Below are 21,499 nucleotides of genomic sequence, written 5' to 3'. Positions count from 1 at the left end.
CAATGCGCGATCTCTTTACGCGCTCCTCACGCGGGAGTAACTTCCAGCCGTCGAAAGCTCTTTCAGTAACTTTCCGACGGCTCTTGCGTCAGGCGTGCGGCGTGAGCGTCCTGCCAGGGCCCGCTGACGAGGGAGTGTCATGGAACGCCGTACCCCGTGGCGACCGAGACGGCCGCTGGCGGCCGCGCTCGTCGCCGGCTCGCTGCTGAGCCTGCTGCACGCCGTGCCGAGGACGGACAGCCCGCGCACCGCGCCCGTCGCGGACACCGCGAACACCGCGACGGTCTTCTACTACACGAAGACCAGGAACTGGTCCCGGTACAACCTCCACTACGCGCCCGACGGCGGCGCCTGGACGACCGTGCCGGGCGTGACGATGGAGGCGGCCTGCACGGACTGGGTGAAGAAGACGGTGGACCTGGGTGCCGCGAGCGGCCTCCAGGCCACCTTCAACAACGGCAGCGGCACCTGGGACAACAACGGCGGCGCCAATTACCAGTTGGGCACCGGCGCCATCACCGTCAGGGACGGAGTGGTCTCCCACTCCGACCCGTGCGCGGGCACCGGGCCGGTCGAGGGCGACAAGGCCACGGTGTACTACTCCACCCAGGCGCTCGGCTGGTCCACCGCCAACATCCACTACCAGCCCGCCGGCGGCTCCTGGACCGCCGTCCCCGGCGTAGGCATGCAGACCGCCTGCGCCGGGTGGTGGAAGCAGACCGTCGACCTGGGCACGGCCGGCTCCATGAAGGCCGCGTTCAACAACGGCAACGGCGTCTGGGACAACAACAACGGCGCCGACTACACCGTCCCGGCCGGCACCAGCACGGTGAAGAACAACGTCGTCACCCAGAACGCGAAGGACCCCTGCGCGGCGACGGAGCCCGACACCCAGGCGCCCACCGCCCCGACCGGGGTGACGGCGCAGGCCACCGGCGTCTCCGTGGTGCTGACCTGGCAGCCGGCCACCGACGACACGGGCGTGGTCAAGTACCAGGTGACCCGCACCGGCGGCACCGGCGGCACGGTCGTCACCGACGTCGGCTCGACGGTGTTCACGGACGGCGGCCTGGCGGAGAGGACCGCCTACACGTACACGGTGAAGGCCGTCGACGCGGCCGGGAACGTCTCCCCCGCCTCGGCCGCGGCCACGGCCACCACCGGCGAGAAGCCCGCCACCCCGGCCACCGGCAAACCGCTGGGCACCGACCCGCGCAAGGACCCCATCTACTTCGTCCTCACCGCCCGCTTCAACGACGGCGACAGCTCCGACAACCGGGGCGGCAGCCAGCATGTGAAGTCCGGCAACGCGGCGAACGGCGATCCGATGTTCCGCGGCGACTTCCGCGGCCTGGTCGACAAGCTGGACTACATCAAGGGCCTCGGCTTCTCCGCCGTGTGGATCACCCCGGTGGTCCTCAACCGGTCGGACTACGACTACCACGGCTACCACGGCTGGGACTTCTACAAGGTCGACCCGCGCCTGGAGTCCGCCGGCGCCTCCTACCAGGACCTGATCGACGCCGCCCACGCCAAGGGCATGAAGATCTACCAGGACGTGGTCTACAACCACTCCTCCCGCTGGGGCGCCAAGGGCCTGTTCACGCCCACCGTGTACGGGGTGCGCGACTCCCAGTGGAGCTGGTACTACGACGAGAAGCAGCCCGGCTTCGAGTACGACGGCCTGACCGTCGACCCGAAGAGCGGCAAGTCGTACTACAACGGCGACCTGTGGTCCACGGCGGAGCCGACCGGCAACACCTGCGTCAACTGGGGCACGCCCACCGGCCGGACCTCCCCGGAGGGCTACCGCATCTACAACTGCCAGTGGCCGAGCCCGACCTCCGGCATGTTCCCGAAGGCGTACTACCACCAGTGCTGGATCGGCAACTGGGAGGGCGAGGACTCCCGGTCCTGCTGGCTGCACGAGGACCTCGCGGACTTCGACACCGAGAGCCCGGCGGTGCAGAACTACCTGATCGGCGCCTACAACAAGTACATCGACATGGGCGTCGACGGCTTCCGCGTGGACACCGCCGTGCACATCCCGCGGACCACCTGGAACCGCCGCTTCCTGCCCGCCATCACCGAGCGCGTCACCCAGCGGCACGGCGCCGAGGCGGCGCGGAACTTCTTCGTCTTCGGCGAGGTCGCGGCCTTCGTGAACGACAAGTGGAACCGCGGCTCGGTCAACCACTCCGCCCAGTTCTACACGTGGAAGGAGCGCAAGGAGTACTCGGCGGACGACGCCGAGGCGGCCCTGGAGATGTACGAGTACGAGCAGCAACAGGGCACCGGCAACCAGCCCACCAGCACCAACGCGTTCCTGAACGGGAACGGCTACCACACCCCGGACCACTCGAAGTTCTCCGGCATGAACATCATCGACATGCGGATGCACATGAACTTCGGGGACGCGCAGAACGCCTTCTCCAACGGCAAGGACTCCGACGACAGCGTCAACGACGCCACCTACAACGTCGTCTACGTCGACAGCCACGACTACGGCCCCAACAAGAGCAGCGAGCGGTACGCGGGCGGCACCGACGCCTGGGCCGAGAACATGTCGCTGATGTGGACCTTCCGCGGCATCCCGACCCTGTACTACGGCTCGGAGATCGAGTTCCAGGCCGGCAAGAAGATCGACTGCGGCCCGTCGTGTCCGCTGGCGACCACCGGCCGCGCCTACTACGGCGACCACGTGGCCGGCACGGTGACCGCGTCCGACTTCTCCAAGGTGGACTCGGCCACCGGGGCGGTCGCCACGACCCTGCAGAAGCCCCTGGTCAAGCACGTCCAGCGGCTCAACCAGATCCGGCGGGCGATCCCCGCCCTGCAGATGGGCCAGTACTCCACGGAGGGCATCAGCGGCGGCATGGCGTTCAAGCGCCGCTACACCGAGGGCGGCACGGACAGCTTCGCGCTGGTCACCGTCTCCGGGGGCGCCTCCTACACGGGCATCCCGAACGGCACCTACGTGGACGCCGTCACCGGTGACCGCAGGACCGTCACGAACGGCACCCTCAGCGTCGCCGCGCCCGGCAAGGGCAACCTGCGGGTGTACGTGCTGAACGGCACCGGCAAGATCGGCGCCGACGGTCCGTACCTGAAGTAGAGCGCATCGTTTCGGCCACCGTCGCCCGTCGCGCCGGACCCGCCGCTGGGTAACGTCCGGACCGGCACGCGGATCGGGAACGGGGGACGGTGGCCGATGATCGACGTGTACGAGGATCCGGGCCGGCCGGACGACCGGAGCGCGGGCCGGTATCTGTGGTGGCTGGTGCGCAGCCAGCCCGGCCGGTCCGCGGCGGGCGCGCTGCTGGGCTGTGTGTCGCTGGCGGTCCCCGCGCTGGTGCCGTACCTGCTCGCCCGGGCCATCGACGACGGGCTGGAGCCCGGCGACGGTGCCGCGCTGGCCGGCTGGTGCGGCGCGGTGCTGGCGGCCGGGGCGCTGCAGGCCTGGCTGAACATCATGCGGCACCGCACGATGACGCGGGTGCGGATGGACGCCAACTTCCGCACGGTGAAGGTGGTCGTCGGGCAGGCGGTCCGGCTCGGCGCCTCGCTGCCCCGGCAGGTCACGGCCGGGGAGGTGGTGACGATCGGCGTGGGCGACGTGCAGACGATCAGCCAGTCGCTGACGGTCGTCGGGCCGGGCGTCGGCGCGGTCGCGGCGTACGGGCTGGTGGCCGCGCTGCTGCTGGCCGTGTCGCCGCTGCTCGCGGCGGTGGTGCTGCTCGGGGTGCCGCTGACCGGGGTGCTCGTCGGGCCGCTGCTGGGGCGGCTGCAGGGCGTGGAGACCGCCTACCGGGAACGGCAGCAGGTGCTGACCGCGCGGATCGGCGATCTGGCGGGCGGGTTGCGGGTGCTGGGCGGGCTGGGCGGCAAGGAGCTGGTGGCGGAGGCCTTCCGGCGGGACTCGCGGCGGCTGCGCGCCGAGGGGTACCGGGTGGGCGCGGTGACCAGCTGGGTCCAGGCGCTGGGGCTGGGCCTGCCGACGGTGTTCCTGGCGGTGGTCACCTGGCTGGCGGCGCGGCTGGTCGCGCAGGGGGAGATCACCGTCGGCGAGCTGGTGTCCGTGTACGGCTATGTGGCGGTGCTGGTGGTGCCGGTGGCGTACCTGCTGGAATTCGGCCATCAGGTCAGCCGGGGACTGGTGGCGGCCCGCCGGGTGGTGCGGTTCCTGCGGCTGGAACCGCCGGCCGACGGGGGCGCGTACGACGCCCCGGCCGAGCCGTCCGCGCTGCACGACCCGGACTCCGGGGTGCGGGTGCCGCCGGGGCGGCTGACGGCGCTGGTCGCGGCCCGGCCCGCCGACGCGGCGGCCGTCGTGGACCGGCTCGGCAGGTACGAGCCGTCGGCGGCGACCTGGGGCGGGGTGCCGCTCGACGGCATCCCGGCGGACCAGGTGCGGGAGCGGATCCTGGTCGCCGACCACGAGGCCGACCTGTTCGCGGGCACCCTGCGCGAGGTGGTGTGCGGGCGCCGGGAGCGGGACGAGGCGGCGATCGGGCGGGCGGTGCGCGCGGCGGTGGCCGACGACATCGTGCGGGGCCTGCCGGACGGGCTGGACTCCCGTGTCGACGCGCAGGGCCGCAACCTGTCCGGCGGGCAGCGGCAGCGCGTCCGGCTGGCGCGGGCGCTGCTCGCCGATCCGGAGGTGCTGCTCGCGGTGGAACCGACGTCCGCGCTGGACGCGCACACCGAGGCGGTGGTCGCGCGGCGGCTGCGGGACGCGCGGGCGGGCCGTACGACCGTCGTGACGACCTCGTCGCCGCTGGTGCTGGACCGGGCGGACCTCGTGTACTTCCTGACCGACGGCAAGGTCGCCGCGAACGGCACCCACGCGGGACTGCTGGCCGAGGAGCCGGGCTACCGGGAGCTGGTGGCCCGGGACGCGGACCCGGACGCCGAGGAGGCACGCCGATGAGCGGCCGGACAGGCGGTGGGCTGCCCGTCGCCGCGCCCGACGAGGTGCGGCGTGCCATGGTGCGGCTGGTGCGCGCGGACGGGCGGGGGTTCGCGGGGGTTCTGGCGCTGAACGCGCTGGCCGCCGCGGCCGGGCTCGCCGGGCCGTGGCTGCTGGGGCGGATCGTCGACGAGGTGCGCGACGGCGCGGACGTCGGCGTCGTGGACCGGCTGGCGCTGGCCATCGTGGCGTGCGCGCTGGCGCAGTTGCTGCTGGCCCGCTGGGCGCGGTACGCGGGGCACCGGTTCGGCGAGCGCACGCTGGCCCGGATCCGGGAGGACTTCGTCGACCGGGCCCTCGCCCTGCCCGCCTCGGTCGTGGAGCGGGCCGGCACCGGCGACCTGACCGCGCGCGGCACCGCCGACGTCACCACGGTCGGCACGACGCTGCGCGACGCGGGTCCCGAGCTGCTCATCGCCTCCCTCCAGGCGCTGTTCCTGCTGGGCGCGGTCACCGTCCTCGACCCGCTGCTCGGGCTGTGCGCGGTGGCGGGCCTGGCGGGCATCTGGTTCCCGCTGCGCTGGTATCTGCGCCGGGCCCGCCCCGCGTATCTCGCCGAGGGCGCGGCCACCTCCGCCGTCGCGGAGATCCTGGCCGCCACCGCGTCGGGCGCCCGCACGGTGGAGGCGTTCGGGCTGGCGGGCCGCCGGATCGCCGCCTCCCGGGACGCGCTCGCCGAGGCCCGCCGCACCCGGCTGCGCACGCTGTCCCTGCGCACCGGTTTCTTCCTGCCGGTGGACTTCTCGTACGTCGTTCCGGTGGTCGCGGTGCTGCTGGCCGGCGGCGCGCTGCACTCGCGGGGCACGGTGAGCCTGGGGGCGGTGGTGGCGGCCGCGCTGTACCTGCGGCAGCTGACCGAGCCGCTGGACCAGATCCTGGTGCGGGTGGAGCAGTTGCAGAGCAGCAACGCCTCCTTCGCCCGGGTGGAGGGCCTGGCCACGGCGCCCAGGGCGGCCCCGGCCGACTGCCCCGACCCGACCGGTGACCGGATCGATGTCGTCGGCGCGCGCTATGCCTACGACCGCGGCGGCGAGGTGCTGCACGGTGTCGACCTGACGGTCCGGCCCGGGGAGCGGCTGGCGGTGGTCGGCCCGTCCGGTGCGGGCAAGTCCACGCTGAGCCGGCTGCTGGCGGGCGTCGACGCGCCGACCGCGGGGACGGTGACGGTGGGCGGGGTGCCGGTCGCCGGGCTGGGCCCGGAGCGGCTACGGCGGCAGGTCGTGCTCGTCACGCAGGAGCACCACGTCTTCCTGGGCACGGTCCGCGACAATCTCCGCATCGCCGAACCGGACGCCGGGGACGAGGAGTTGTGGGCGGCGCTGGCCGCCGTGGGCGCGGACGGCTGGGTGCGGGAGCTGCCGGACGGCCTGGACACCGGGCTGGGTACGACGGCCCACCGCACGGACGGCTCGCAGGCGCAGCAACTCGCCCTGGCGCGGGTGGTGCTGGCGGATCCGCACACGCTGATCCTGGACGAGGCGACGGCGCTGCTCGATCCGGCCACGGCCCGGCACACCGAGCGCGCGCTGGCCGCCGTACTGGAGGGCCGTACGGTCATCGCGATCGCGCACCGGCTGCACACCGCGCACGACGCGGACCGGGTGGCGGTGATGGAGGGCGGGCGGATCACCGAACTCGGCACGCACGAGCGGCTGGTGGCGGCGGACGGGGCGTACGCGCGGCTGTGGCGGACCTGGCACGGGGAGACCCGCTCCTGAGCGGAACCGCGAGAAGCGGCGGAAACCGGAACGAGCGGCGGGGCCGGAAAGGAGCGGCGGGGCCGGAAGGGCAGCGGGTCCGTATATCGAACGTGAACTCCCGGACAACGAACGATTTCCGGCCAACTTTCTGACGCGCTCCTGACAGAAGCGGCGCGGGCCTGCCACTCTTCCCACGGCCGCTCACAGCAACCCCACAGCTCAGTCCGGCGCTGTGACGCGGCGCAGCTCCACGCACGCCCGGTCGGCCCACCCGCCGCCCGGTCTCCCCTGGCCGCGCGACCCGCGGCCGCGCAGAAGGAGTCAGTGTTGAGCAGCAGCCCCTCTCACAGACGCACCTCCCACACCCCCCGTCGCCGGGCAGCGGCAGTGGCGCTGGTCGGCGTCGCCGCGCTCGTCGCCGCCGCCGTGCAGTCCGGTGCCGCGACCGCCGCCCCGGAGCGGGCCCCGGCGGCGTCGGCCAAGGCGGACCCGGGCGCCCTGCCGAAGAAGCTCACCCCCGCCCAGCGCGCCGAGCTGATACGCGAGGCCGACGCGGCCAAGGCGGAGACGGCCAAGGAGCTCGGCCTCGGCGCCAAGGAGAAGCTGGTGGTCCGGGACGTCGTCCAGGACCGTGACGGCACCGTGCACACCCGCTACGAGCGCACCTACGGCGGCCTGCCCGTCCTCGGCGGTGACCTGGTCGTCGAGACGGCGAAGGACGGCTCGACGGAGGGCGTCGCGCGGGCCACCCGCGCCGCGATCAAGCCGGCCACCCTCACCCCGGCGGTCGGCGCCGCGCGCGCCGAGCGGCAGGCGCTGTCCGCCGCGAAGGCGGAGGACGCCAAGAACCCGGACGTCGACAAGGCGCCGCGCAAGGTGATCTGGGCCGCGAAGGGCACTCCGACCCTCGCGTGGGAGACCGTGGTCGGCGGGCTCCAGCACGACGGCACCCCGCAGGAGCTGCACGTCGTCACCGACGCCGCCACCGGGGAGAAGCTCTTCGAGTGGGAGGCGATCCAGACCGGCACCGGGCACACGGTGTACAGCGGCACGGTCCCGCTGACCACCACCCAGTCCGGGTCGACGTACAACCTCACCGACGGCGCCCGCGGCGGCCACAAGACGTACAACCTGAACCGCGGCACCTCGGGCACCGGCACGCTGTTCTCCGGCCCCGACGACGTGTGGGGCAACGGCACCCCGTCCAACCTGGAGTCGGCAGGCGCCGACGCCCACTACGGGGCCGCGCTGACCTGGGACTACTACAAGAACGTGCACGGCCGCAGCGGCATCCGCGGCGACGGCGTCGGCGCCTACTCGCGGGTCCACTACGGCAACAACTACGTCAACGCGTTCTGGTCGGACAGCTGCTTCTGCATGACGTACGGCGACGGCTCCGGCAACGCCAACCCGCTCACGTCGATCGACGTGGCCGCGCACGAGATGACGCACGGTCTGACGTCGGCCACCGCGAAGCTGGTCTACAGCGGCGAGTCCGGCGGTCTGAACGAGGCGACCTCCGACATCCTCGGCGCGGCCGTCGAGTTCAACGCGAACAACGCCTCCGACGTCGGTGACTACCTCATCGGCGAGGAGATCGACATCAACGGCGACGGCACGCCGCTGCGCTACATGGACAAGCCGAGCAAGGACGGCGCGTCGAAGGACAACTGGTACTCCGGTATCGGCTCGATCGACGTGCACTACTCGTCCGGCCCCGCGAACCACTTCTTCTACCTGCTGAGCGAGGGCAGCGGCGCCAAGACCGTCAACGGCGTCAACTACGACTCGCCGACCGCGGACGGGCTGCCGGTCACCGGCATCGGCCGGGCCAAGGCGGAGCAGATCTGGTTCAAGGCGCTCACCACCAAGTTCACCTCGACGACCAACTACGCGGGCGCCCGCACCGGTACCCTCGCGGTCGCCGGTGAGCTGTACGGCACCACCAGCGCCGAGTACAAGGCGGTGCAGGACGCGTGGGCCGGCGTCGCGGTCGGGTCCCGCTCCGGCGGCGGTGGCGGCGGCACCTCCTTCGAGAACACCGCCGACGTGGCGATCCCGGACCGGGGCGCCGCGGTCACCTCGCCGATCACCGTGAGCGGCCGCACCGGCAACGCGCCGAGCAACCTCCAGGTCGCGGTGGACATCGTGCACACCTACATCGGTGACCTCCAGGTGCAGTTGGTCGCGCCCGACGGCACGGCCTACACGCTGAAGGGCTACGGCACCGGCGGCAGCGCGGACAACCTCAACACCACGTACACCGTGAACGCCTCCTCCGAGGCCGCCAACGGCACCTGGCTGCTGCGGGTCCAGGACAACGCGGCGGTCGACACCGGCTACATCAACAGCTGGAAGCTGACCTTCCCGTAAACCGGGTCGCACGGCACACGGCGCCGCTCCGGGGTCAACCACCCCGGGGCGGCGCCTTTTTCACTGCCGTCGCTTTACATTCCCGAAACGTTTTCTTGGGAGTTGATTTTCGGCCAACATCACTTGGGGGTCCTGACATGTACGCACCACTGATGCCAGGCTTCCCCCACCCGCCGCACAGCTTCCCGTTCGACCCCCCACTCAAGGAGTTTGTGTGACCCCCACGTCCCGCCCCCTCTACGCGCGTCACAAGCGCACCACCCTGGCGCTGGCCACCGCCGTCGCCGCCGGAGCCCTCCTCACCACCGGCCTCACCACCGGCTCCGCCACCGCCCAGGACTCCTCGGGCAGCACGGCCGCCCGCGCCGCCACCCCGCTGGCGCTCTCCCCCGCCACCCGCACGGCCCTGATCCGCCAGGCCGACGCGGCCACCGAGCGGACCGCCGACGAGATAGGCCTCGGCGCCAAGGAACAGCTCGTCGTCCGCGATGTCGTCAAGGACGCCGACGGCAGCCTCCACACCCGCTACGAGCGCACCTACGGCGGCCTGCCCGTCCTCGGCGGCGACCTCGTCGTCCACGAGAGCCCGACCGGGAAGAGCGAGGGCGTCACCAGAGCGACGAAGGCGAAGATAGCCGTCTCCGACCTCACCCCGGACGTCACCAAGTCGGCGGCCGAGACCCAGGCCGTCAAGCGCGCCAAGGCCCTCGGCGGCACCGAGTCGGACGCCTCCCGGGCCCCGCGCAAGGTGATCTGGGCGGCCACCGGCAAGCCCGCCCTCGCCTACGAGACGGTCGTCGGCGGCCTCCAGGAGGACGGCACCCCGAACGAGCTGCACGTCATCACCGACGCGGCCACCGGCAAGAAGCTCTACGAGTACCAGGGCATCGAGACCGGCACCGGCAAGGGCCTCTACTCCGGCACCGTCACCCTCGGCACCTCCCTGTCGGGCTCGACGTACCAGCTCAACGACACCACGCGCGGCGGCCACAAGACGTACAACAAGGCCCGCTCCACCAGCGGCTCGGCCGGCACGCTGTTCACCGACGCCGACGACACCTGGGGCACCGGCACCGCCTCCAGCTCCTCCGCCGACCAGACGGCCGCCGTCGACGCGGCCTACGGCGCACAGGTGACCTGGGACTACTACAAGAACACCTTCGGCCGCAACGGCATCAAGAACGACGGCAAGGCCGCGTACTCCCGCGTCCACTACGGCAACGCGTACGTCAACGCCTTCTGGTCCGACAGCTGCTTCTGCATGACGTACGGCGACGGCGAGGGCAACACCAACCCGCTCACCTCGCTGGACGTGGCGGCCCACGAGATGACCCACGGCGTCACCTCGAACACGGCCGGCCTGAACTACAGCGGCGAGTCCGGCGGCCTGAACGAGGCCACCTCCGACATCTTCGGCGCGGCGGTGGAGTTCTTCGCGAACAACGCCTCCGACCCCGGTGACTACCTCATCGGCGAGAAGATCGACATCAACGGCGACGGCACCCCGCTGCGCTACATGGACAAGCCGAGCAAGGACGGCGCGTCGAAGGACTACTGGTCGTCGTCGCTGGGCAGCCTGGACGTCCACTACTCCTCCGGCCCGGCGAACCACTTCTTCTACCTGCTCAGCGAGGGCAGCGGCGCCAAGACCGTCAACGGCGTCAGCTACAACTCGCCGACCTACAACGGCTCCACGGTCACCGGCATCGGCCGCACCAAGGCCGCGGCGATCTGGTACAAGGCGCTCACCACGTACATGACGTCGACCACCGACTACAAGGGCGCCCGCACGGCGACCCTGAACGCGGCGTCGGCGCTGTACGGGGCCTCCAGCACCGAGTACAAGGCGGTCGCGGCGGCCTGGACGGCGGTCAACGTCGGCTGAGCCCGCCTGATCGAACGGACGGCACCCGGCGGGAAGGCGACGCCGGGTGCCGCCCTAGGGGGTGTCTCGTCGATCAGGCCGGATCAGGGAGCGGCGTCTGGTGCCGTGCATCGCAAGGCGGAGGAGGGAGCCGATGCGATGGGGGTCCCCCCTGCTCGAGCGGAGCCGAGAGCTTGGGGGAATCGGGGACCGACGACAACGCGGCGAGGCGCGGTGCCAGACGCCGCGAGCCCGGCATGATCGACGAGACGCCCCCTAGTCTGGGGCGCATGTCTCAAGGGGATTTCACGTACGAGGACGTCGGCGGCACCCGCGAGCCGGGGTTCTGCCCGCCCGGCTTCCGTCCCCTCCACGTCCGCACCCGCCTCGGCGAGGGCGAGGACGTCTTCCGCCGCGCCGCCGAGGCGGTGTGCACCTGGGGGATGCACCGCGCGATGGGCGTCGGCATCGAAGCGAGCGCCGAGCGCGCCGCCCCCGGCGTCGACGTCACCGTCACCCTCGCCGGGGTGGTGAAGGCCCCCTGCCGGGTGGTGTGGACGGTGGACGAACCCCGCCGCGCCGGCTGGGCGTACGGCACCCTGCCCGGCCACCCCGAGTGCGGCGAGGAGTCCTTCGTCGTCGACCGCACCGGGGACGGCACGGTATGGCTCACCGTCTCCGCCTTCAGCCGCCCGGCCAGCTGGTACGCCAAGGCCGGCGGACCGGCCACGCGGGGGCTCCAGCACGCGTACGCGCGGCGCTGCGGGAAGGTGCTGCGGCAGCTGAGCGCCGGGGAGGCGTGAGGCCGGATCCCGTCGGCCTCACCTCATCAGTACGCCCGCTCCCTCCCCCAGCTCGTCCGACGGCACCGCGACCAGGCCGAGTTCCGTCCCCGAGGCCAGCAGCCGGTGGGCCGGGAGGATACGGACCGTGTATCCGAAGGGCCCGGTGCGGTCCAGGGAGAGCGGGCCCTCGTACACCCACCCGCCTTCCAGGTCGGGGCCGCCCGCCGGTTTCAGCGGGACGGCGGAGACGTCGGCGATCCGGTCCTCGGAGTCGACCCGGCCGGAGACCGCCTGGACCTCGACGTCGTCGGGGGCCAGTTCGCCGAGGCCGACGCGGACCCGCAGGGTGAGGGTGGTGCCCAGTTCCGCGGTGGCCGCCGTCGCGGAGGTCTCGACGTGGTCGACCGTCACCCCGTGCCAGGCGGCGCGGACGCGGGCCTTCCACTCGGCGAGTTCCCGCGCGGAGTCCGGGTCCATGGCGCGATGGGCGCGCGCGGCGGGCGCGTACAGCCGGTCGACGTACTCGCCCACCATCCGGCCCGCCAGCACCTTCGGGCCGAGCAGGGTGAGGGTCTGCCGGACCATCTCGATCCAGCGGTCGGGCAGCCCGCCCTGGCCGCGTTCGTAGAAGCGCGGGGTGATCCGCCGCTCCAGCAGGTCGTACAGGGCGGCCGCCTCGATGTCGTCGCGGCGGTCCACGTCGGTGGCGGAGCCGTCGGCGGTGGGGATCGCCCACCCGAAGTCCGGCTGGAACCACTCGTCCCACCAGCCGTCCAGCACGGAGAGGTTGAGACAGCCGTTGAGCGCGGCCTTCATCCCGCTGGTGCCGCACGCCTCCAGCGGGCGCAGCGGGTTGTTCAGCCAGATGTCGCAGCCGGGGTACAGCTTCTGCGCCATCGCCATGCCGTAGTCGGGGAGGAAGACGATCCGGTGCCGGACGCGCGGGTCGTCGGCGAACCGCACCAGCTCCTGGATCAGCCGCTTGCCGCCGTCGTCCGCCGGGTGCGCCTTGCCCGCCACCACGATCTGCACCGGCCGCTCCGGGTGCAGCAGCAGCTCCATCAGCCGGTCCCGGTCGCGCAGCATCAGCGTCAGCCGCTTGTACGAGGGGACGCGCCGCGCGAACCCGATGGTCAGCACGTCCGGGTCGAGGACCCCGTCGATCCAGCCCAGCTCCGCCGTCCCGGCCCCGCGCTGCCGCCAGGCCACCCGCAGCCGCTCCCGGACCTCCGTCACCAGTTGCTCGCGCAGACCGCGGCGCAGCTCCCAGATGTCCTGGTCGGGGATGTCGGCGACCGCGTCCCAGCGGTCCGAGCCGCCGATCGTCAGCGCGTCCTCGGTGCGCTGGGCGCCGATCTGCCGGGCGCCGAGCCGGAACACCTCCGGCGCCACCCAGGTCGGGGCGTGCACCCCGTTGGTGACGGAGGTGATCGGCACCTCCTCGGGGTCGAACCCCGGCCACAGCCCGGAGAACATCTCCCGGCTCACCCTGCCGTGCAGCAGGGACACGCCGTTGGCGCGCTGGGCCAGGCGCAGGCCCATCACGGCCATGTTGAACAGGTTGGGCTCGCCGCCGGGGTAGGTCTCCATGCCGAGCTGGAGAATCCGGTGCACGTCGATGGCGGGCAGCTCGGCGCCGGGGCCGAAGTGGCGGGCGACCAGCTCCCGGTCGAAGCGGTCGATGCCGGCCGGGACGGGTGTGTGGGTGGTGAACACGGTGCCCGCCCGGACCGCTTCCAGCGCCGCGTCGAACTCCAGCCCGGCCGAGCAGAGTTCGGCGATCCGCTCCAGTCCGAGGAAGCCCGCGTGGCCCTCGTTGGTGTGGAACACCTCGGGCTCGGGATGGCCGGTGAGCCGGCAGTACGTCCGCACCGCCCGCACTCCTCCTATGCCGAGCAGCATCTCCTGGAGCAGCCGGTGTTCGCTGCCGCCGCCGTAGAGCCGGTCGGTGACTCCGCGCTCGCCGAGGTCGTTCTCCTCGATGTCCGAGTCGAGCAGCAGCAGCGGCACCCGGCCCACCTGGGCCAGCCAGACGCGGGCGCGCAGCGAACGGCCGCCGGGCAGCGCGATCGTGACCTGGGCGGGGGTGCCGTCGGGCTCCTTGAGCAGGGCCAGCGGCAGCTCGTTGGGGTCGAGCACGGGGTAGTGCTCCTGCTGCCAGCCGTCCCGGGAGAGGGTCTGGCGGAAGTAGCCGTGCCGGTAGAGCAGGCCGACGCCGATCAGCGGGGCGCCGAGGTCGCTGGCCGCCTTGAGGTGGTCGCCGGCGAGGATGCCGAGGCCGCCGGAGTACTGCGGCAGGGCGGCGGTGATGCCGAACTCGGGGGAGAAGTAGGCGACGGCGGCCGGGAGTTCGCCGGGCCGGGTCTGGTACCAGCGGTCGCCGGTGACGTAGTCGTGCAGGTCGTCGGCGACCGTGGCGAGGCGGCGCAGGAAGCGGCGGTCCTCGGCCAGCTCGGCGAGCCGGGCGGGCGGCACGCTGCCCAGCAGCCGCACCGGGTCGCCACCGGAGGCGGCCCAGCGGTCGGGGTCCACGGACTGGAACAGGTCGCGTGTCTCCGCGTGCCAGGACCAGCGCAGGTTGCGCGCCAGGTCGCTCAGCGGCCGGAGGGGTTCGGGGAGAACGGGACGGACGGTGAATCGACGGATCGCCTTCACGGTTCCACCTTGTCGCTGCGCTTACGGACGCGGTGTGCGTTGTTGTCCTTCTCGACGGTGTTGTCCGTATCGACGGTAGTGGCTCCCCGGTGCCGCCGTGGGCGACTCGGGGCCCGCCGCACCCGAACGCCCCGGTGCACCGCTCCCCCGGCACCTCGGCCGATATGGCCGATTCCGCCCCCTCAGGCCACCTTGTGGGGCTTCACACCGCACGAGAGGCTGCCGGGGGGCGCACGGCCGGCAGGCCGTACGCCCGACTCGAGGGAGGGGAACTCGAAGCCATGGCACGGACGCGACCACCGCGTCTGCGCCGGGCGGGGGGTCTGCTCGCGGTGCTGTGCGCCGCGGCGTTTTCGGCCACGACCCTGCCCGCGCAGGCGGCACCGGAGGGGCACATAGCCGGCGCCGGTGAACCCGGCTCCGTCAACGGCAGTTACCTGGTGACGCTGAAGGGGGGAACGGGCGCTGCGTCGGCTGCGGGACGGGACGTCGCCGCACGTTACGGAGCCCGTGTCAGCCACACCTACGGCACGATCCTCAACGGGTACGCCGTACGGGCGAGCGAGAGACAGGCGCGCAGGCTCGCGGCCGATCCCCGGGTCGCCTCGGTCGCCCAGGACACCCGCGTGGCCGTCGACCGCACCCAGCGGAACCCGCCGTCGTGGGGCCTCGACCGGCTGGACCAGCCGGGCCTGCCGCTGGACCGCTCCTACACCTGGCCGGAGTCGGCGGGCGCGGGCGTCACCGTGTACGTCATCGACACCGGCATCCGCGTCACCCACCAGGACTTCGGCGGCCGGGCGCGCCACGGCTGGGACTTCGTCGGCGGCGACGCCACCGCCTCCGACGGCAACGGCCACGGCACCCATGTGGCGGCCATCATCGCCGGGAAGACCCACGGCGTCGCCAAGAAGGCGAAGGTCGTCGCCGTCCGGGTGCTGGACGACGCGGGCGCCGGCACCACCGCTCAGGTCATCGCGGGCATCGACTGGGTGACCCGGCACGCCCGCAAGCCGGCCGTCGCCAACGTGAGCCTCGGCGGCCGGCGCAACGCCCAACTGGACGCCGCCGTACGTCACTCCATCGCCGCCGGGGTCACGTACACCGTGGCGGCGGGCAACGATGGACTTCCGGCCAGTCTTTACTCGCCCGCGGGGGTCCGTCAGGCCATCACCGTCGGCGCCACCGGACAGCGGGACGCCCGCGCGCCCTTCTCCAACCACGGCGCCGCGCTGGACCTGTTCGCCCCCGGTGTCGCGATCACCTCGGCGTCCCGCGTGAGCGACTCCGCCAAGGCCACGATCTCCGGTACGTCCATGGCGTCTCCGCACGTCGCGGGCGCCGCGGCGCTGTATCTCGCGGACCGTCCGAAGGCCTCGCCCGCCCAGGTCTCCCGGGCGTTGGCGGCGGCTGCGGCACCCGGCAAGGTGTCCGGCCGGGGGGCCGGTTCACCGGACCGGCTTCTCCAGGTGCCACGGTCCTAGGGGGTGTCTCGTCGATCAGGCCGGATCAGGGAGCGGCGTCTGGTGCCGTGCATCGCAAGGCGGAGGAGGGAGCCGATGCGGCGCATCGGCGACCGACGACAACGCGGCGAGGCGCGGTGCCAGGCGTCGCGAGCCCGGCATGATCGGCGAGACACCCCCTAGCGGCACGGTTCGGCCACCGGCCCCGTTCGTCCCGGACGGGGCCGGACTTGTGTGTAGACATACGCGTGAGTAGTTAACAAAGTGCCGGATTGCCCACCCGAACAGTGTGGGAAGGCTCCAGCGGTACACCTCACAGGCACCTCACGCAGAACCCACCTCCCCACAGCAATCCGCCCACCCACGTTGACGCGGACAGGAGCGGTGATGCCCGCCACGCACCACTCGTCAGCACCCCCGACACCCCGTACCGAATCACCCCCCGTGCGCCCCTCCGACGCCGGGCCGCCGGCCCCGGAGCCATCCTCCGCGGGCGACGTCACCGCCGTGGGGCGCATACCGGTTCTCGACGTCCACCCGGTCGTCCAGCACGGCCGCCGGCCCGCGAAGGCGGTGACCGGCGAGTCCTTCGAGATCTCGGCCACCGTGTTCCGTGAGGGCCACGACGCGGTCGCCGCCAACGTCGTCCTGCGGGACCCCGAGGGCCGGCCCGGCCCGTGGACGCCGATGCGTGAACTCGCCCCCGGCACCGACCGCTGGGGCGCCACCGTCACCGCGGGCACGCCCGGCCGCTGGACCTACACGGTCGAGGCGTGGAGCGACCCGCTCGCCACCTGGCGGCACCACGCCCGCATCAAGATCCCCGCCGGGATCGACACCGGCCTCGTCCTGGAGGAGGGCGCCCGGCTGTACGAGCGGGCGGCGGCCGGCATGCCCGAACCCGTACGCGCGCCGGTCCTCGCCGCCGTCGACGCCCTCCGGGACGAACACCGGCCCGCGGCCGCCCGGTTGGCGGCGGCACTGACTCCGGAAGTGGAGTCCGCACTCGGCCGGTATCCGCTGCGGGAGCTGGTCACCGCGTCCGAGCCGCTGCCTCTGCTGGTGGAGCGGGAACGCGCCCTGTTCGGTTCGTGGTACGAGTTCTTCCCGCGCTCGGAGGGCACGGCGGAGCGTCCGCACGGCACGTTCCGCACGGCCGCCCGGCGGTTGCCCGCGATCGCGGAGATGGGGTTCGACGTCGTCTACCTGCCGCCCATCCACCCGATCGGCACGACGTTCCGCAAGGGCCCCAACAACACCCTCTCCGCCGGTCCGCAGGACGTGGGCGTGCCGTGGGCGATCGGCTCGCCGGAGGGCGGGCACGACGCGGTGCACCCGGACCTGGGGACCATCGAGGACTTCGACCGGTTCGTCGCGCGGGCCGGTGAGCTGGGCCTGGAGATCGCGCTGGACTTCGCGTTGCAGTGCTCCCCGGACCATCCGTGGGTGCACAAGCATCCCGAGTGGTTCCACCACCGCCCCGACGGGTCGATCGCCTATGCGGAGAACCCGCCGAAGAAGTACCAGGACATCTACCCGATCGCGTTCGACCGGGACATGGACGGCCTGGTCGCCGAGACCGTGCGCATCCTGCGGCACTGGATGGAGCACGGGGTGCGGATCTTCCGGGTCGACAACCCGCACACCAAGCCGGTGGTGTTCTGGGAGCGGGTGATCGGGCAGATCAACGGCACCGACCCGGACGTGATCTTCCTGGCGGAGGCGTTCACCCGCCCGGCGATGATGCACACCCTGGCCCAGATCGGCTTCCAGCAGTCGTACACGTACTTCACCTGGCGCAACACCAAGCAGGAGCTGACGGAGTACCTGACCGAGCTGTCGGGGCGGGCGGCGGCCTACATGCGGCCGAACTTCTTCGTCAACACCCCGGACATCCTGCACGCCTACCTCCAGCACGGCGGCCGCCCCGCCTTCGAGGTCCGCGCCGTCCTAGCCGCCACCCTCTCCCCCACCTGGGGCGTCTACTCCGGCTACGAACTGTGCGAGAACACCCCGCTGCGGGAGGGCAGCGAGGAGTACCTCGACTCCGAGAAGTACCAGCTGCGCCCCCGCGACTGGGACAGCCCGGACAGCATCGCCCCCCTCATCACCCGGCTGAACGAGATCAGGCGGGGCAGCCCGGCGCTGCGGCAGCTGCGCGACCTGCACTTCCACCACGCGGACAAGGACGAGGTGATCGCGTACTCGAAGCGGCAGGGTTCGAACACGGTTCTGGTGGTCGCGAACCTCGACCCGCACCACACCCAGGAGGCCACGGTCTCGTTGGACATGCCGCAACTCGGCCTGGAATGGCACGAGTCGGTGCCGGTGCGCGACGAGCTCACCGGCGAGACCTATCACTGGGGCAGGGCCAACTACGTGCGCCTGGAACCCGGCCACCGGCCGGCGCACGTCCTCACCGTCCTGCGACCGTCCAACCCGCAGATCGGAGGGTCACCCACACAATGATCGTCAACGAGCCCGTCCCGGACACCTTCGAGGACACACCCGCCCAGGACCGGGACCCGGACTGGTTCAAGCGTGCCGTCTTCTACGAGGTCCTGGTCCGCTCCTTCCAGGACAGCAACGGCGACGGCGTCGGCGACCTCAAGGGCCTGACCGCCAAACTGGACTACCTCCAGTGGCTCGGCGTGGACTGCCTGTGGCTGCCGCCGTTCTTCAAGTCACCGCTGCGCGACGGTGGTTACGACGTCTCCGACTACACGGCCGTGCTCCCGGAGTTCGGTGACCTGGCCGACTTCGTGGAGTTCGTCGACGCGGCCCACCAGCGCGGCATGCGGGTCATCATCGACTTCGTCATGAACCACACGAGTGACCAGCACCCGTGGTTCCAGGAGTCACGCCGCGACCCCGACGGCCCCTACGGGGACTACTACATGTGGGCCGACGACGACAAGCAGTACCAGGACGCCCGGATCATCTTCGTCGACACCGAGGTCTCCAACTGGACCTTCGACCCGGTGCGCAAGCAGTACTTCTTCCACCGGTTCTTCTCCCACCAGCCGGACCTCAACTACGAGAACCCGGCCGTGCAGGAGGAGATGATCTCCGCGCTGCGGTTCTGGCTGGACCTCGGCATCGACGGCTTCCGCCTCGACGCCGTGCCCTACCTGTACGCGCAGGAGGGCACCAACTGCGAGAACCTGCCCGCGACGCACGAGTTCCTGAAGCGGGTGCGCAAGGAGATCGACGCCCACTACCCGGACACCGTGCTGCTGGCCGAGGCCAACCAGTGGCCGGAGGACGTCGTCGACTACTTCGGCGACTACGCCAGCGGCGGCGACGAGTGCCACATGGCGTTCCACTTCCCGGTGATGCCGCGCATCTTCATGGCGGTCAGGCGGGAGTCCCGGTATCCGGTGTCGGAGATCCTGGCCAAGACCCCGGCCATCCCGTCCAGCTGCCAGTGGGGCATCTTCCTGCGCAACCACGACGAGCTCACGCTCGAGATGGTCACCGACGAAGAGCGCGACTACATGTACGCGGAGTACGCCAAGGACCCGCGGATGCGCGCCAACATCGGCATCCGCCGCCGACTGGCACCGCTCCTGGACAACGACCGCAACCAGATCGAGCTGTTCACCGCGCTGCTGCTGTCCCTGCCGGGCTCGCCGATCCTCTACTACGGCGACGAGATCGGCATGGGCGACAACATCTGGCTCGGCGACCGCGACGCCGTGCGCACCCCCATGCAGTGGACGCCCGACCGCAACGCGGGCTTCTCGTCGTGCGACCCGGGACGGCTGTTCCTGCCGACGATCATGGACCCGGTCTACGGCTACCAGGTCACCAACGTGGAGGCGGCGATGTCGTCGCCGTCGTCGCTGCTGCACTGGACCCGGCGGATGATCGAGATCCGCAAGCAGAACCCGGCCTTCGGCCTCGGCTCCTACACCGAACTCCAGTCCTCCAACCCGGCGGTCCTGGCGTTCCTGCGGGAGCACGGCGACGACCTGGTGCTGTGCGTGCACAACTTCTCCCGTTTCCCGCAGCCCACCGAGCTGGACCTGCGGTCCTTCGCCGGGTGCCACCCGGTCGAGCTGATCGGCGGGGTCCGTTTCCCGGCGATCGGTGACCTGCCGTACCTGCTGACCCTGGCGGGCCACGGCTTCTACTGGTTCCGGCTCCGCAAGGAAGCCGTCGTCTAGAACTCGCGGCGGGGCGGTTTTCACCGTCCCGCCCGGGGCACGCATGCCGTAACACCCCGACTACTCTCGGGAACCCCCGACCACTCCGGGGAAAGGACGCACCCTATGTCGGAAGCCGTCACCCGCCCCGTCGTCTCGGCCGGCCCCGGCCTCCTCGCGTCACTGGAGCCCCTGCTGAGAGAGTGGCTGCCGCGCCAGCGGTGGTTCGCGGGCAAGGGGCGCCCGGTGACCGGGTTCACCCTGGTGGCGGCCACCGAACTGCTGCCGCCCGGCGGCAAGCTGGGCCTGTACCACCTGCTGGTCCAGGTCCACCAGCCGCTCACACCGCTGCAGGGCGCGGGCTCCGCCCCCGGTGACTGCTACCAGCTGCTGATAGGCGTGCGCGAGGCGCTGCCGCCCCGGCTGGCGCCCGCGCTGATCGGCCATGTCACCGAGGGCCCGCTCGCCGGACGCACGGTCTACGAGGCCCTGTACGACCCCCGGCCCGCCGACCTCCTCCTGGAGGCGCTGCGCACCGGGGCCCGCATCGGCGGGCTGCGCTTCGAGCGCGACCCCGGCCGGCGGATCCGGACCGGTCTCGTCCCGCGCGCGGTGACCGCCGAGCAGTCCAACTCGTCCGTCGTCTACGGAGATACGTTCATCCTGAAGCTGCTCCGCCGGATCGTCCCCGGCGTCAACCCCGACCTGGAGCTGCCCCTCGCGCTGGCCCGCGAAGGCTGCCCCCGGGTGCCCGCGCCGACCGCGTGGCTGCGGGCCGAGCTGGGCGGGGAGCCGTACGTCCTGGGCGTGCTCCAGCCCTACGTGCAGGGCGCGACCGACGGCTGGGAACTGGCCCTGCGCGAACTGGCCAAGGGCGAGGACTTCGGCGCCGAGGCACGGGCGCTCGGGCGGGCCACCGCCGAGGTGCACACCGCGCTGGCCCGCGCCCTGCCGACGGTCACGCTCGGCCCGGCCCAGCTCCAGCCGCTGGTCGACGCCATGGTCGAACGCCTGGACGCCGCCGCGCAGGCGGTGCCCGCGCTGCGCCCGTACGCGCCGGACCTGCGCAGCGCCTTCGAGGCGGTCGCCCAGCTCGGCACGGAGGGCAGCACCTGGACCGCCCAGCGCATCCACGGCGACCTCCACCTCGGGCAGTGCCTGCGCTCCCCGGCCGGGGAGTGGACGCTGATCGACTTCGAGGGCGAACCGGCCAAGCCGCTGGCCGAGCGGCGGATGCCGCAGCCGACCGTGCGGGACGTCGCCGGGATGCTGCGCTCCTTCGACTACGCCGCGCACTCGGTACGGCCCGGGGTGCCGGGCTGGGCCGAGACCTGCCGGGCCGCGTACTGCTCCGGGTACGCCGAGGCCGGCGGCCGCGACCCGCGGCACGACCCGGTGCTGTTGCGCGCCTACGAGACGGACAAAGCGGTGTACGAAGTGGTCTACGAGGCCCGGCACCGCCCCGACTGGCTCCCGGTGCCGCTGTCGGCGATACGCCGTCTCGCCTCCGGCCAACCCACCTGACCCTCCCCTGATCCCTCC

General features: G+C 72.1%; 11 protein-coding genes. 10 read left to right on the top strand and 1 reads right to left on the bottom strand.

The window, feature by feature from the left end; all coding sequences use genetic code 11:
• Positions 1–139 precede the first annotated feature (139 nt).
• From AMK31_RS15070 to AMK31_RS15045, 6 genes are all read left to right on the top strand, one after another.
• The gene (locus tag AMK31_RS15070; protein ID WP_073941025.1) at positions 140–3,115 is read left to right on the top strand and encodes a carbohydrate binding domain-containing protein; all 2,976 of its coding nucleotides are present in this window, start codon (positions 140–142) and stop codon (positions 3,113–3,115) included.
• A gap of 96 nt (positions 3,116–3,211) precedes the next feature.
• Positions 3,212–4,930 (top strand): ABC transporter ATP-binding protein, encoded by a 1,719-nt coding sequence (locus tag AMK31_RS15065; RefSeq protein WP_073941024.1) that lies wholly within the window; start codon positions 3,212–3,214, stop codon positions 4,928–4,930.
• Positions 4,927–6,687 (top strand): ABC transporter ATP-binding protein, encoded by a 1,761-nt coding sequence (locus AMK31_RS15060; protein WP_073941023.1) that lies wholly within the window; start codon positions 4,927–4,929, stop codon positions 6,685–6,687. Before AMK31_RS15065 ends, AMK31_RS15060 begins: the two co-directional genes overlap by 4 nt.
• Before the next feature lie 309 nt (positions 6,688–6,996).
• A complete protein-coding gene (locus tag AMK31_RS15055; RefSeq protein ID WP_073941022.1) occupies positions 6,997–9,042 on the top strand; it encodes a M4 family metallopeptidase in 2,046 nt (681 codons plus the stop codon).
• Positions 9,043–9,256: 214 nt separating this feature from the next.
• Positions 9,257–10,927, top strand: a complete 1,671-nt coding sequence (locus tag AMK31_RS15050) for a M4 family metallopeptidase (protein WP_073941021.1) — start codon at positions 9,257–9,259, stop codon at positions 10,925–10,927.
• A 269-nt stretch (positions 10,928–11,196) separates the two neighbouring features.
• Positions 11,197–11,709, top strand: coding sequence for a DUF1990 family protein (locus AMK31_RS15045; protein WP_073941020.1), 513 nt, complete (start codon positions 11,197–11,199; stop codon positions 11,707–11,709).
• An 18-nt stretch (positions 11,710–11,727) separates the two neighbouring features.
• Here AMK31_RS15045 and AMK31_RS15040 read toward each other — a convergent pair whose 3' ends face one another.
• Positions 11,728–14,346 (bottom strand): glycosyltransferase family 1 protein, encoded by a 2,619-nt coding sequence (locus AMK31_RS15040; RefSeq protein ID WP_073941019.1) that lies wholly within the window; start codon positions 14,344–14,346, stop codon positions 11,728–11,730.
• Between the two features lie 281 nt (positions 14,347–14,627).
• Here AMK31_RS15040 and AMK31_RS15035 point away from each other — a divergent pair, with 281 nt between their 5' ends.
• The 4 genes from AMK31_RS15035 to AMK31_RS15020 all read left to right on the top strand — a co-directional run bounded on the left by AMK31_RS15035 (position 14,628) and on the right by AMK31_RS15020 (position 21,481).
• On the top strand, positions 14,628–15,830 hold the full coding sequence (locus AMK31_RS15035; RefSeq protein WP_073941018.1) for a S8 family peptidase: 1,203 nt from the start codon (positions 14,628–14,630) through the stop codon (positions 15,828–15,830).
• A 366-nt stretch (positions 15,831–16,196) separates the two neighbouring features.
• Positions 16,197–18,278: an alpha-1,4-glucan--maltose-1-phosphate maltosyltransferase gene (locus tag AMK31_RS15030; protein WP_073941017.1), complete on the top strand. Its 2,082-nt coding sequence runs from the start codon at positions 16,197–16,199 to the stop codon at positions 18,276–18,278.
• Positions 18,275–19,978 carry a maltose alpha-D-glucosyltransferase gene (treS, locus tag AMK31_RS15025; RefSeq protein WP_073941016.1) on the top strand — a complete coding sequence of 568 codons (1,704 nt, stop codon included), beginning with the start codon at positions 18,275–18,277 and terminating at the stop codon, positions 19,976–19,978. The genes AMK31_RS15030 and treS overlap by 4 nt, the downstream gene beginning before the upstream one ends.
• A gap of 105 nt (positions 19,979–20,083) precedes the next feature.
• Entirely contained in the window at positions 20,084–21,481 is a 1,398-nt protein-coding gene (locus AMK31_RS15020; RefSeq protein WP_073941015.1) for a maltokinase N-terminal cap-like domain-containing protein, read from the top strand.
• Positions 21,482–21,499: the final 18 nt, after the last annotated feature.

Origin of the sequence: Streptomyces sp. TSRI0107 (genome assembly GCF_001905845.1) — a bacterium.
GTDB lineage: Bacteria > Actinomycetota > Actinomycetes > Streptomycetales > Streptomycetaceae > Streptomyces.
This window is presented reverse-complemented; position numbering and strand designations above follow the sequence as displayed.

Excerpts from the sequence above, each read along its gene's own strand:
- AMK31_RS15070 (WP_073941025.1), top strand. The coding sequence starts at position 140 with ATGGAACGCCGTACCCCGTGGCGACCGAGACGGCCGCTGGCGGCCGCG.
- AMK31_RS15065 (WP_073941024.1), top strand. The coding sequence starts at position 3,212 with ATGATCGACGTGTACGAGGATCCGGGCCGGCCGGACGACCGGAGCGCG.
- AMK31_RS15060 (WP_073941023.1), top strand. The coding sequence starts at position 4,927 with ATGAGCGGCCGGACAGGCGGTGGGCTGCCCGTCGCCGCGCCCGACGAG.
- AMK31_RS15045 (WP_073941020.1), top strand. The coding sequence starts at position 11,197 with ATGTCTCAAGGGGATTTCACGTACGAGGACGTCGGCGGCACCCGCGAG.
- AMK31_RS15035 (WP_073941018.1), top strand. The coding sequence starts at position 14,628 with ATGGCACGGACGCGACCACCGCGTCTGCGCCGGGCGGGGGGTCTGCTC.
- AMK31_RS15030 (WP_073941017.1), top strand. The coding sequence starts at position 16,197 with ATGCCCGCCACGCACCACTCGTCAGCACCCCCGACACCCCGTACCGAA.
- treS (WP_073941016.1), top strand. The coding sequence starts at position 18,275 with ATGATCGTCAACGAGCCCGTCCCGGACACCTTCGAGGACACACCCGCC.
- AMK31_RS15020 (WP_073941015.1), top strand. The coding sequence starts at position 20,084 with ATGTCGGAAGCCGTCACCCGCCCCGTCGTCTCGGCCGGCCCCGGCCTC.